The sequence below is a fragment of the Citricoccus muralis genome, from assembly GCF_029637705.1.
Lineage (GTDB): Bacteria > Actinomycetota > Actinomycetes > Actinomycetales > Micrococcaceae > CmP2.
Window position 1 is genome coordinate 297,589 of sequence record NZ_CP121252.1, and the last position, 12,731, is coordinate 310,319.

Below are 12,731 nucleotides of genomic sequence, written 5' to 3' on the forward strand. Positions count from 1 at the left end.
TCAGAGGTCGACGAGGGTCTCCGATTCGGCCAGCTGGACCATCTGATGCCCGAGCTCACGGGTAATGAACTGGGCGCGTCCGGCGGGCCCACGCTGGGAACGGATCTTGCCCACCAGGGGGCCCTCTTCCGGATCACCCGGCAGCAGCAGCGCGGGGGTGCCGATGTCGACCATCCCGCGCAGCAGCGGATCGTACTGGGCGCGGGAGGCGCCGCCGGTGCGGCGGGTGACGATGACGTGCATGCCGATGTCACGAGCCTGGGCTAGCAAAGGCACCAGCGGTTCGATGGGGTTACCTCGTGAGGTGGCCACCAGGTCGTAGTCGTCGATGATGATGAACAGGTCGGGCCCCTCCCACCAGGAGCGGTCGCGCAGCTGCTGCGGGGTGACATCGGGGCCGGGCAGGCGCCCGGCGAGGATCCCGTGGATCTCCTTCATCGCCCCCGTGACGACGTCGTGGGTGGTGTAGTACCCGGCCTGGTAGCGCGGGGGGATCTCCTGGAGCAGCGAGCGACGGTAGTCGACCACCAGGAACTGCGCCTTCTTGGCGTCGTGGGTGCGGGCGACCTCCTGGATCACCGTGCGCAGCAGGGTCGACTTGCCGGTTCCGGAGTCGCCGAAGGCGTAGAGGTGGCTGATCTTGCTGAAGTTCAGCGCCACCGGGGAGAGCCGTGCCTCGTTGATGCCCAGCAGCGCGTTCGGCGCTTCGGGGGCGAGCTCGCGCACCGCGTCCAGGGTGATCCGCCGCGGCAGCAGCCGCAGCTTCGGTCCGGCCGGGCCCGACCAGGCCTGCTCGATCGCGGTGAAGGCGTGCTTGACCCCATCGGGCAGCGACGTCGCGTCGGAGGCGCCGTCCACCCGGGGCAGGGCGACCAGGGACTGGTGCTTGGACGCCGCCAGCCCGTGCCCGGGGCGGCCCTCCGGCACGCTGGCCGCTTTCTTGCGGTCGATCTCGGACTCGCGGGGTTCGCCCAGGCGCAGCTCGAACAGGGTGCCGAACGTGGACTGCATGGCGATGCGGAACTCGCCCAGGCGGGTGGCGGCGGCCAGCAGGTGCACCCCGAGGGCCAGTCCGCGGCCCATCAGGTCCTGGATGGTCCGGTCCAGATCCGGCACGTCGGACTTCAGAGTGCCCCAGCCGTCGACCACCAGGTAGACATCACCGTAGCCGTCGTCGTAGCGACCCTCGGCCCGGCCGCGCCGGTACGTGGCGATGGAGTCGATGTCGTGTTCGCGGAAGTAGGCTTCGCGGTCCTCCATGATCCCGGCGATCTCCTGGATCATCCGGGTGATGATGTCGAGGCGGTCGCGGGATCCCACCCCGGCCACATGCGGGGCGTGGCGGAACGGGGCGAATGTGCCGCCGCCGAAGTCCAGGATGTAGAACTGTGCCTCCGCGGGGGTGTTCACCAGCGACAGCGACATCACCAGGGTGCGCAGGGCGGTGGACTTGCCGGACTGGGCGCTGCCGATGATGGCGACGTTGCCGGCCCCGCCGGTGAGATCCATGCTGAGCACCTCGCGGCGCTGCTCGCGGGGGATGTCCTTCATACCCATCGGCACGGTCAGCCCGCCCTTGGCCTTCCAGGAGGGCGAGTGCAGCCCGTCGGCCTCGGTGACGGTGAGATCTCCGAACAGCTCGTCCAGCGTGGTCGGCACCTCCAGCGGGTCCAGCCACACCTGGTGGGCGCGAGGCTGCAACGGTTCTAGCTTCCGCACCGCAATATCCAGGGTGGACATGTCGGCCCACTGGTCGTCGCCGTCCTTCACCACGGGCTCGGTGTTCGAGGCGTCCTCGGACTCGGTTTCCTCGCTGTCGCGCTGGTCCTCCAGGGAGAGCACGGGGGAGGCGGTGAAGGGTAGCAGTCGGGAGGCCGAGCGCACGGGGCCGCCGGTGGCGGACACCGCTTCGGCGCGGCGGGCCGGCGGCGGGGCGGCCACGTAGGAGGCGCGGAACTGGGTCATCTCGTCGCCGGAGGTCTTCAGGAAGCCGACGCCGGGCACCGCCGGCAGCGAGTAGGCGTCGGTCTTGCCGAGCACGGCGCGGGAGTCGGCCTGGGAGAAGGTGCGTAGCCCGATCCGGTAGGACAGGTGCGAGTCCAGTCCGCGTAGTCGGGACTCCTCGAGCTTCTGGGTGGCCAGCAGTAGGTGGATCTCCAGGGAGCGGCCCAGGCGGCCGATGGCGACGAAGGTGTCGATGAACTCGGGCTTGGCGGTGAGCAGCTCGGAGAACTCGTCGAGGATGATGAACAGCGCCGGCAGCGCCGGATGCTGGTGCTGCCCGGCCAGGCGGGCTTTCTCGTAGTCGCCGACGTTGGCGTAGTTGCCGGCGGCGCGCAGCAGCTCCTGACGGCGCACCATCTCACCGTGCAGCGCCTCTTCCATGCGGTCGACCAGATAGAGCTCGGACTCGAGGTTGGTGATCGTGGCCGAGACATGCGGCAGCTCGGACATGCCCGCGAAGGTGGCGCCGCCCTTGAAATCGACCAGCACCAGATTCAGCTGTTCGGGGGAGTGGGTGAGCACCATGCCCAGCACCATGGTGCGCAGCACCTCGGACTTGCCCGAGCCGGTGGCGCCGATGAGCAGCCCGTGCGGGCCCATGCCCTGCTGGGCGTTCTCCTTGATGTCCAGGTGCACCGGCACCCCCTCGGGGGTGACGGCGAAGGGGATGTTCAGCCGGGCCCGGCCCTGCCGGCGCACGATCTGCATGTCCGGGTCGTAGTCGCGGATGTCGCCCAGGCCCAGCAGCTCCATCAGGTCTTCCTGGCGGGTCGGGTCCGAGCTGGCGCCGGAGGCGTTCGGGGTGACCGCGGAGCGCCGGGTGCCCTCCTCGTAGGGGGTGAGACGGCGGGCGGTGGCCAGTGCCAGCTCGGCCGACATGGAATCGGCCACGATCCCGGTGTTCTCCCCGACCAGGGTCACCAGCGTGGTGTTCATCCGGCCATCGGAGCGGGGCTGCAGAGCGATCCGCAATGACTCGTAGTCCTCCAGGCGGCTCCATTCCTCCACCACGGAGAGCACGCAGACCCCCTCCTTGGCCAGGCGCTCGCGGTCGGAGGCGCGCAGCTCAACACCGTCGAGAATCAGCAGCAGCTGCGGCATCGCGGTCTCGGAGGTGCGCTGCCGGAAGCGGGCGCGCGAGGAGACGTCGAAGGGCAACAGGTCCAGGACCTCGGCCACGGATCCGCCCATCAAGCGCATGGTGCCCACGGCGTCGGATTCAGCCGAGCGGGCGTGCGGCAACCATTTCACCCAGTCCCAATCGGCCAGGCCTTCGGCGTCGGCGACCACGGCCACGCGCAGCAGCTTCGGGGAGATGAAGGTGGTCAGGGATAGGGTCATGGCGCGGGCCAGGGCACGGGTGTGCTCGGGGGAACCGGCCACCTCAATGCGGGCATAATCGGCGATGCTGATCCCGGCCGGCAGGTCGTGGACGGTGTCGAAGGTGGAGACGAAGCGGCTCACCGCCGACAAGCACACCGGGTCCGCGTTGGACAGCGGTGCCAGTTCCGGTTCGCGCAGCTCCAAACACAGGGGCTCATCGGCGGTGCCCACCCGGGTCATGTACGTGATCGCGGAGGGCTCGGTGCGCTCCCAGAGGCGCTCGTTCTGCTGGATGATCGCGCTCAGGCTCGGCGGATCGGGCATGTTCCAGGTGGTGAACCGGCGTTGATCGCGGGCCGCATGGCGCACGTCGTCGCGCAGCTCATCCAGGTACACCAGGTATTCACGACGCTGGGTGGTGACCTTCTGCCGGTGCTGGGAGATCTGGCGGTAGGAGGTGAACCCGACCATGGCGACCATGGCGATGATCATGGCCCCGGCCATCAGCATCATGCGTGGGTTGGCGTTGTTGGAGAACGCCATGAACACCAGCACACCCATCGAGCCGATCATCGGCACGGCCATGGCGATGGTGCCGCCCAGGCCCTCTGATTCGACGACGTCCGGCGGGGACTGGATGTCCAGGGTGCCCTGGGGCAGGCGCGGTGCCTCGACGTGGCCAGATCGGGGTGTGGGCACAATGACTCCGGAATCGACGGGAACGCTCAGTTCGGTGGCGTCCCGGAACACCGACAGCGGCGGATCCGGGAGCGCCTGCCCTACACTATATCGAGGGCGCGCCCTTGCCTCGAGAGTCGAGGATCCACATCAGCGCAGCCGTCGCAGAATCGACCAGGGGAGCCGGTGAGCACAGAGCAGACGACCGCCACGATCGTGGACGGGACGCAGCGACTGGACGTCTCCGTGCCCGTGGGCACCACCGTCTCCGGAGTGCTCGCCCAATTGGAACGGCCTCTGTGGAACATCGAGCTGGTGGATGAGCTGGGCCGCACGGTTCCGGCCACCGAGAGCTTCGGCACCCAGATTCCGCCCGGCGCCGTATTGCATCTGCGCGACACCACAGCCACGACGGCACAGCGAGACGACGCCCGCAACAGCGAACGCACCGGTACCGGGGCGATGCCGGGCTGGGCTGCCGCCGTGGCGGTGGTGGTGCTGGCCGGACTCACCACCGTGCTCTCCACCGTATTAAGCGAGCACCGCAGCATCGCCGTCATGGTGGCGCTCTTCCTGGTGTTGACGTTGGTGTCCGCCCAGCTGGTGCGAGGGGGTCGGGTGACCCGGTCGATCTGGTGGGCCATTGCCGCACCCCTGCCTGTCGCTATCGGTGTGACCGGGCTGATCAGTCTTCCGACCCTGGCCACCGGGTGGGCGTTCGCGCTCGCGGTCTGCTGGGCTGCGGCCGTCGCGGCGTTCGGGGTGCGCGCGTGGAAGCGCCACGAATACACCGACGCCGCTACCCGGGTGTGGCTGTTTCCGGCCATCGGGCTCTCGATGATTTCCCTGGCCCAGATGCCCGACGGAATCGCCGGGCCGGTGCTGCTCGCCGTCGGTGTGATGGGTCTGGCGTTCGCCCCGATGCTGTCGCTGAAGGTCCCCGAGAACCAGCTGCTGCACCTCAATACCGTGATGCTGACGACTGACTCGGTGCACGCCCCCGATGCGCCGGAGCCAGCGCGAGTCACCATGCCCCGTGCCCGGCGCACGGTACGACTGGGCAATGGCCTGCGGATCACCGCCGTGCTGCTCGCCTGTGTCGCGATGCTGGTCGGCAGCGCCCTGACCGCCGGACGCATCCGCCTGGACTCGGTAGAGGGGTGGTCCAGCCTCGTTGCTTTCGTGTTGGGGCTGGTGGTGTTCGTGTTGAACCCGCGCACCGCACGGGACCAGTTCACCCGCTGGGCGCCCCGTCTCACGGCGATGGCGGTGCTGCTGGCCGGTGCCCTGCTCAGCTCCGCCGCGGCCGCCGTGTGGTGGTGGCTGGCGGTGGCTGCGATCGGCGTGGCAGCGATCGGCACCGGAGTGGCGCTGGCTCGCAATGTTTATGCCCCGGCGATGACCCGCCTGGGCGATATCATCGGGCAGATCAGCCTGGCGCTGGCGGTACCCGCTGCGGCGGTGGCAGCCGGTGCTTTCACCTTGACCCGGACCATGGGCTAGAGCAGAGGAGTGACCTTGATGAGCTCGCAGACGACGACTCTGGCCGACAACCGTCCCGCGCCTCGGGCCGGTTCTTCACGTGGCCGAACGGTCGGGCTGATGGTAGACGCGGTGGCGCTACTGGTGGTCGTGGTGGTGGCCTGGATGCTCTACCCCTCGGTGCCGCTGGTCGTGCTGCTCGCGGTGCAGTATCTCGTGCTGGCGTGGATGTGCTGGCGCATCGGCGGCCGCACGCCCGGGATGTACGTGATCGCCCAGCTGTTCTGGCGCCGCCCCGGTGGGCCCACGGCCGACTCGGCGGACGACACCTCGACCCCGACACAGAACGACCGTACCGAGCGAGTGGCTGAGGCCGGTTTCGCCTCGGCAGCGCCCTCGCGGTTCCGCCAGGATCACGCCGAGGCGCCCGCGCCGCGTCCTGCACCGACCGCCCCAGCGCCTGTACCCGAGGTGCTGCCGTCACCGGTCGCCGCCGATGCGCCGTCACCGCGACAGCCCATTCCCTTCGCCGCGGAGGAGCCGCAGGAGCAGACGGTCGTTCCGGCACAGGCCTTCCCGGCGGAGGAGACGGTGATCCCCGAGCCTCGCGCGCAGCGGGTGCTGGAGCTGTCGGACGGTGAGCGCATCGACCTCGGCGGCCAGCCCGTGGTGCTGGGCAGGAAGCCGTTTCAGCCCGACGGTATTGCTCCGGCGCGGTTGGTCACGGTGCCCGACGACACTCGGATGGTCTCGCGAGCGCACTGCGTGATCGAGGCGTCCTCAGAACCCACCGCGGGTCCGAGGATCACTGATCTGGGGTCGGCCAACGGCACCACCGTGGAGCGGGCCGGTGAGCGTCATGTCCTGGGCGCGGGGGAGCCCTTGGAACTGCAGGCGGGCGACGCGCTGCTGCTGGGCCAGCACCGTCTGGTGGTGCGCTGACCGAACGTCAGCGGCGCCGCTGACGCAGCAGCACCACGGTGACGATGACGATCAGCAGCACGATGACAGCACCGCCGCCGACCAATGCGGCCAGGATCCCGCCGGGGAGTCCATCACGGTCCTGATCCACGTCGTCGGAACTGTTCTCGTCCGAGGTGCTCTCTCCCCCGAGAAGGTCCTGGGCAGAGACCCCCACCATGTCTTCGACTTCCTCGGGAATCCAGACAATGGAGTCAGGGTCTACGCCGATATTCATGGTGAAATCTTGAGCGTTCATCATTTGTTGGTCGGTCGGTGCACCGATGAGGACGTCTTCCATGGCCAGCCACGGATCCTCGTCCTCCATATAGGTGGTCTTACCTTCGACGAACGGGTTGTCCCGGGGGTAATCACTGGGGTCCGTCGCGACGACGGCGCGCGGGTCAATCAGACCGAAGCCGAGTTCGTCGCCCTTGAAATCCAGCTCGCCGTTGCCGTCGCGCACATTGCGCGCCAAGGACTGCAGGAGTTGCTCGGGGGTGGCATCGGGCCAGGCCTGGCGTGCCAAAGCGTAGGTGCCTGCTGCGATAGGCCCGGCGTAGCTGGTTCCCGCGCTGGTCCGTAATTCCCCGGTGTGAACGTCGCGTACGGGAATGTCTTCTCCGGGAGCCAGCAGCGACAGTCCGTCACCCGGATTGGAGAAGTCAGACGCGGCGCCCGAAGAGTCGGCCGACCCGATCGCGGCGGAACCGGCGTAGGTGGCCGTATCCGAAACTTGATCCGCGCCGCCTCTAGCGGAGTTTCCTGATCCTTGGAAGTAGGGGAGGCCCTTGAGCTGCATGTACGCCAATTGAATGTTGTTTGGACTCACGGTTCCGCCCACCACACTCATCGACACGACGTCGACATCGCCGCTGTCGGTCGCCTGGATGGCACGCGCCTGGCCCGAGTACTCTTCTTGCGGGCACTCCTCGCTCCAGCCGTTGATGGGCACTGAGATGTCAACTTCGCCTGCAGGGAGCTCATAGGCGATGATGCGAGCGTCCGGAACGACGCCTTGAACGATCCCGTCGGTCCCGTCTCCTTGGCCGACGAGAGAGGCCAGTACTGACGTGCCGTGCTGGGGGTCAAGGTTCTCAGGAGCGGCTCCCTCGGTGCAGGCCTCGGGAACGGGGACGAACTCGATATCGGCGCCTTGAAATTCCGGGGCATCCTGATCAAAAGTGAACTCCGCAATGGCGATGGTCACGCCTTCGCCGGTGAAGCCTTGATCGTGCAGTTCCGAAAACCCGTAGTCGTCCATGTACCAGCCGACCCCGGAGGAGTCGGCTGATGCAGGCACGGCGCTCCCGAGGGCGAACAGTGCCGTGGCGGTCGCCGCTACGGCGACGCGCCATCCACCGCGAGGCCTGGCACGCGTATTGTGCTGAGTCACCAGCGGTCGTCCTCATCCTGAACGCGGATCACGGTGTTCTCGGGGCGACCAGCTTTGAGCACTTCTTGGTCGACGCCGGACTCATCATGGTCGAAGAAGACGATCCCGGACTTGCCGTATTCAGTGCGCTCGCGAGCAGATTTCTTCTTCTCAGCGCGAGTGGCATTGGCCAGCGGGGCCCCGACCATGCCGCGGCCGCTTCCGGGGCGCCCGGAGGTCGCGGACTTTCCGCCGTTTTTGTTCGTAGCGTTGGTGCCGTTCTTGGTCTGGGAGCCCGAGGCCGGCGCCGCCGATCCGGGCATGCCAGCCATGCCGGGACGACCGCCGAAGCCGGTGGCTCCAGGAGTGCGTCCAGCCGCGGCACGTCCGGTACCGTTACCGTTTTTCGCGCTGTTCTTGGTTTGTGCGGAATTCGCCGGTGCTGCTGTGGCCCCGGGCATGCCAGCCATACCGGGACGCGCGCCCATGCCACCAGCCCCAGGTCGTGCACCGGTGGTACCGGTACCACGTGCTGCACCGCCGGTAGCAGAGCGGCCGTTGGCCGGTGCTGCTGTGGCCCCGGGCATGCCCGCCATACCGGGACGCGCGGCCATGCCACCAGCCCCAGGTCGTGCACCGGTGGTACCGGTACCACGTGCTGCACCGCCGGTAGCAGAGCGGCCGTTGGCCGGTGCTGCTGTGGCCCCGGGCATGCCCGCCATGCCGGGGCGTCCGCCGATACCGCCAGCACCGAGCTGAGACAATCCCGGCCGTGTAGCGAGTGCCCCGCCGATGCCGCCAGCTATTGCGGCACCGGAGAGCAGCCCCAGGCCTCCCATGCCAGCCCGCTGCTGCTCTTGCAGCCAGGAATGTACGGCAGGGTCGCGCGGCGGGACGGCGTCGTTGGGATTCACCGGGAGCTGGTAGCCGCCACGGGTGATCCCGTCTTGGGAGACTCCGGGGCGGTCCACCGTCAACGGCCAGTCCTTCGTGGGAGGCAAATCGTTGTTGTCCGAGGGGACCTCATAGTCCGGATCGTCGAGCTCCGGGAAATCGGGTTCAACCGGCGGTTCGAAGGTCGGCGGGTCCGGTGTGACCGGAGGATCGAAGGTCGGAGGTTCCGGCGGTTCGAAGGTGGGTGGGTCCGGGGTGACCGGGGGATCGACCACCGGCGGGTCGTAGGTTGGCGGTTCGGGATTGGTCGGGTCATTCACCCCGGGAGGCGGGGGATTGACTCCCGGAGGTGTGCCGGTCCCCGGAGGTGAAGTGGTACCTGTAGTTGTGGGGTTTGGCTCGAACTCGTGGTGGTAATCCGGCAAGTCTTCTAGTTCGGGGATGTCGAAGCTGCCACTGCGCTCAGCGGAGGCATCCACCGAGCTCTGCAGTGCACGCAAAGCTTCGAGGGCCTGTTGTTCGCGTTCCTGCTCGCGGCGTGCCAGCAGGGCTTCGCCGAATTTCGGGCCGGGCATCAGAACTCCACCGACGATCACCTCCCCTGCCGTGGTGTAGAAGCGCTCCCAGGGAGTGAGCTCCACCGCTGGAAGGCCAGCATGGGCTTGTTGTGCGGTGACCACGGCGTTGCGAGCGTCATCATTGGCGCCGCTTGATTGCTCGACAGCGGTGGAGAGGCTGTCGATGTAGCGTGTGTATTCGCCGATTTTGGCCCGGATCGCCGGGTCCAGCTGCCCACCGAAGAGATCCATCTCGCGGATCTCTGCGAGTTGCTCGCGCGCCTGCTCCAGCTCTGAGGCCACATTGCGTGACAGAGTGCTGTCCATGTCGAACAGGTTCACTTGCGACTGCGCGATCATGGCCAGTCGGTCAGCGAATCGACCCATCGGGAGTGCCTTCCTGGTGTGTGTAGAAAGTGTGTGATGCGAAAATCGCCCGGACTGTTGGGGCTCGAATCAGTCGCCGTCGGTTCCGGCGGTTCCAGAGGTCGGGACCCCTACGAAGGGGGAAACTGGTCCAGGTATCCCTGGGATCGCCTTGAAGATCGGGGAGCTGAACATCTCTCCTAGGATTCTGTTGACTTCTCTGGCTTGCCAGCCTTCGTGCTGAAACAGTTGCTGCAGGCTGGCCTGCCCGTCTTCATCGACCGCCTGGAAGTCTCGGTGGGCTGCCGTGAGCCGCTCCCGGAACGTGGCGATGTGTTCGGTCAGCGACGTCGTCCGGTCAATTAAGATGTCGTAGGTTCGCGTGTAGGCGTTCATGCCCCGATTGGTTTCGGGCATCGATGTCCATTTCGAGACGTTCTGGTTTCCGCGCACGTCGGACAGGCGAGTGGAGCACCGGGAGAAGGTCTCGCCGCACTCATCGACTGAGGTCTCGGTCTGCGCGATCAGCTCTGGATCGACTTCGGTGGGGTTCGGCACAGCAGCGCGTACTTTCTGCTCTGGAGCCGACGAGAACGTCGGCAAACGTCGTGGGGTGTGACGGACGTCGAGTGGGTGACGGATCGTGAACCCGCCACCCACTCGCGCTGATGATTCGTCAGGGAATCAACGTTGGTGTGGGTCAGCCGCCCAGGCGCTTGCGACCCCGGATGTCGGAGCCACTGAGCTCCGTCACGGACTCGGCCAGCGTCTGGCGAAGGCGGTCCAGAATGCCGTTCATGTTGTTCATGCCGTCAGTCCACTCGGCTTTGGACTGTTGGTACATGCCCGACGCCTCACCGGTCCACTGCTCCACGAGTGGAAGCAGGTCCTGATCCATATTCTCCAGGTTGGTGTTGATGTCGCGGTAGCCATTGGCCAGGTTCGTCAGAGCGGTTGCGATGACCGCGTAGTCGACGCGAATGGTGTTCACTGGGATCTCCTCTGTGCTGGGTTCTCGACGGGATTAGACCGTCGATCAGGCGCCGTAGCTGACGTAGCCGGCAGTGGGCTCGACACTGCCGACGCGAGCGGAGCCGCTATCGTCGGTGTCGTCGTAATCGGCCACCGTGGAGCGCAGGTCGGTGCTGAACTGGTTCAGGACACTGACGACTCGGCTGGACTCGGCCTTCCACTCCTGCATCAAGGTGCGGAACCGCAGCGCGGTGCGACCCTCGAACTGGGCGGTGGAGATTGCTTCGACGTCGCCCTGGATGCGACGCAGGATGGTCTCGAGGCTTTCCTCGTGCTCATCGACGTGCTGTGCACCTTGGAGGATTGCACCTTCTTCTGACGTTAAAGCCATGGTCACCTTCTCTGGTTGGGGACCCCTCTTCGGGCAGGGTCGTTTACGGAGACGAGTCACAGACTACGCCGGACATCTCCGGCTTTCCAGGGGCGAATTGCGCCAAGTGAGCAATGGTTACTCACTGGTAATGCCTGTCGATGCGCATGCTGGCGAGGGAGGGGCGTGTTCAATGGGGTGAAAAAGTAGGGAAAGAACAGCGAATATTTTCACCGAAAATTTACCCTGGATCGAATCCTGCGCCATCGATTGATGCTATTTAAGATTTGAATTGAAACTGGGCGCTGGCGGGAGATCGGGACACAGGAGCCATCTTCGTAGAACGTCCCTTAGAATCGGGGTGCTACGTCAGCAGACGACATCCAGCAGCGCGAAGGTGGAGAATCCATGCCCTCAGCACCGTCGAGTTCGACTCGGGCGACCGTGCCGGTCACGTTCCGCTACGAATCGGTGACCTATGACGTGGCTCTGCCCCAGAGCACCAGCCTGGCGGAGTCGTTGCCGATGATCGCCGATGAGATGGGCATTCTCACCCCTCAGCGCGCGTCCAGCGGCTTCCGCGTGAGCAACAACCTCGGCGAGGAACTGGAGTTGGAAGCGCGAATCGGTGAGATCGGTATCCAAGCTGGCGAAATCCTCACGATCCAGACTCGCGGCGACAGCACCCAGGAGCAGATCTACGACGATCTCGTCGAGGCGCTCGGTGATGCCGTCGATGCCCAGGAGGATGCCTGGACGCCGAAGGATTCGATGCGGCTGTGCGTGATCGTCTCCTCGTCGCTGCTGATGGTTGTGGCGATCATCCTGTGGTTCTCCCCGGGGCTGATGTCGATGTTGGTAGGAGTCGGGACGGCGATTGCCGGAATTCTGGCGACCACCGTGATCGTGCGGCATCAGGACCCGTTCGGTGCGGTGCTGGTGCATTGGGCCTCGACGGCGCTAGCGGCCGCGGGGGCTTCAGCACTCTTTGAATCGTTGGGGTTGAAGCTGCTGGTGACGGGTGTGGCGCTCATGGTCGTGGGCGGGCTGGGTGCGATCACGCTGCGCGATGCGCGGGGGAGCCACCAACTCGGGCCCGTCTCCGGGCTGATTTTCGCCGGCATCATGACCGCCTGGGCCGGGACCTCCATGGAGTTCCTGTTGCAGCCGCTCGAATTCACGGTGGGCACTACCGCCACTATCACCGCGCTGGTGCTGATTATGACCCCGTGGCTGGCGTTGGCCTTCACCCCGATCCGCAGCTACATTCCGCGCACCGAGGCTGAGCGCCAGCGAGATCGTCAGGTGTACGAGCATTCCATCGTGGCTCGCTATGAGCGATTCGGCCGCAGCTTCGCCATCAGTGTGAAGATCGGCGGCACGGCGGTGCTGGGGCTGACCGTTCCCTTCATCTTCCAGGGCGGGATCGCTGAAATCGTGCTGCTGGCCGCCCTGGGGTCATCGCTGCTGCTCAATACGCGTCGCGTCTACGCCCGCTACGAGGTGATGATCGGGGTGGCCGCCGGCGCCCTAGTGCTCTTCGAAGCCGCGGTGAGTGTGGCGCTGCGCCAGCCCGAACTGCTCGATGCGGTGCTGTGGCTGCTCATTGGAGTGGCCGCCGTCGTGTTGGTGCTGGGCACGCTCAACCGCAGCTATTCAGCGTCGGCGTCACGCATTGCTGACACGATCTCGGTGATCGCGTTGCTGGTCATCGTCCCCGCCGCCGCGCTGACCACCGGGCTGGTGTGAT

At 66.4% G+C, this 12,731-nt stretch carries 9 protein-coding genes; 3 read left to right on the forward strand and 6 right to left on the reverse strand.

The window, feature by feature from the left end; all coding sequences use genetic code 11:
- Complete coding sequence (gene eccCa / locus P8192_RS01315) at nucleotides 1–4,026, reverse strand: type VII secretion protein EccCa (protein WP_278157888.1); 4,026 nt, start codon at nucleotides 4,024–4,026, stop codon at nucleotides 1–3.
- Between the two features lie 165 nt (nucleotides 4,027–4,191).
- Between eccCa and P8192_RS01320 the strand changes: the two genes are divergently transcribed.
- A complete protein-coding gene (locus P8192_RS01320) occupies nucleotides 4,192–5,508 on the forward strand; it encodes a hypothetical protein (RefSeq protein ID WP_278157889.1) in 1,317 nt (438 codons plus the stop codon).
- Nucleotides 5,509–5,526: 18 nt separating this feature from the next.
- Nucleotides 5,527–6,429, forward strand: coding sequence for an FHA domain-containing protein (locus P8192_RS01325; RefSeq protein WP_278157891.1), 903 nt, complete (start codon nucleotides 5,527–5,529; stop codon nucleotides 6,427–6,429).
- 7 nt (nucleotides 6,430–6,436) lie between these two features.
- On the opposite strand, the gene P8192_RS01330 is transcribed toward P8192_RS01325, so the two are convergent.
- From P8192_RS01330 to P8192_RS01350, 5 genes are all read right to left on the reverse strand, one after another.
- Nucleotides 6,437–7,843: a S8 family peptidase gene (locus P8192_RS01330; protein WP_278157893.1), complete on the reverse strand. Its 1,407-nt coding sequence runs from the start codon at nucleotides 7,841–7,843 to the stop codon at nucleotides 6,437–6,439.
- A complete protein-coding gene (locus tag P8192_RS01335; protein ID WP_278157894.1) occupies nucleotides 7,840–9,660 on the reverse strand; it encodes a hypothetical protein in 1,821 nt (606 codons plus the stop codon). Before P8192_RS01335 ends, P8192_RS01330 begins: the two co-directional genes overlap by 4 nt.
- 69 nt (nucleotides 9,661–9,729) lie before the next feature.
- Nucleotides 9,730–10,197: a hypothetical protein gene (locus P8192_RS01340; RefSeq protein WP_278157896.1), complete on the reverse strand. Its 468-nt coding sequence runs from the start codon at nucleotides 10,195–10,197 to the stop codon at nucleotides 9,730–9,732.
- Nucleotides 10,198–10,339: 142 nt separating this feature from the next.
- Entirely contained in the window at nucleotides 10,340–10,630 is a 291-nt protein-coding gene (locus P8192_RS01345; RefSeq protein WP_278157897.1) for a WXG100 family type VII secretion target, read from the reverse strand.
- Between the two features lie 45 nt (nucleotides 10,631–10,675).
- Entirely contained in the window at nucleotides 10,676–11,002 is a 327-nt protein-coding gene (locus P8192_RS01350) for a WXG100 family type VII secretion target (RefSeq protein WP_270106603.1), read from the reverse strand.
- Between the two features lie 387 nt (nucleotides 11,003–11,389).
- Between P8192_RS01350 and P8192_RS01355 the strand changes: the two genes are divergently transcribed.
- On the forward strand, nucleotides 11,390–12,730 hold the full coding sequence (locus P8192_RS01355; RefSeq protein WP_278157899.1) for a hypothetical protein: 1,341 nt from the start codon (nucleotides 11,390–11,392) through the stop codon (nucleotides 12,728–12,730).
- The last annotated feature ends 1 nt before the right edge of the window (nucleotide 12,731 follow it).

Bases quoted from the DNA above. Each gene is read 5' to 3' on its own strand.
- P8192_RS01325 (WP_278157891.1), top strand. From the start codon at position 5,527: ATGAGCTCGCAGACGACGACTCTGGCCGACAACCGTCCCGCGCCTCGG.
- P8192_RS01335 (WP_278157894.1), bottom strand. From the start codon at position 9,660: ATGGGTCGATTCGCTGACCGACTGGCCATGATCGCGCAGTCGCAAGTG.
- P8192_RS01350 (WP_270106603.1), bottom strand. From the start codon at position 11,002: ATGGCTTTAACGTCAGAAGAAGGTGCAATCCTCCAAGGTGCACAGCAC.
- P8192_RS01355 (WP_278157899.1), top strand. From the start codon at position 11,390: ATGCCCTCAGCACCGTCGAGTTCGACTCGGGCGACCGTGCCGGTCACG.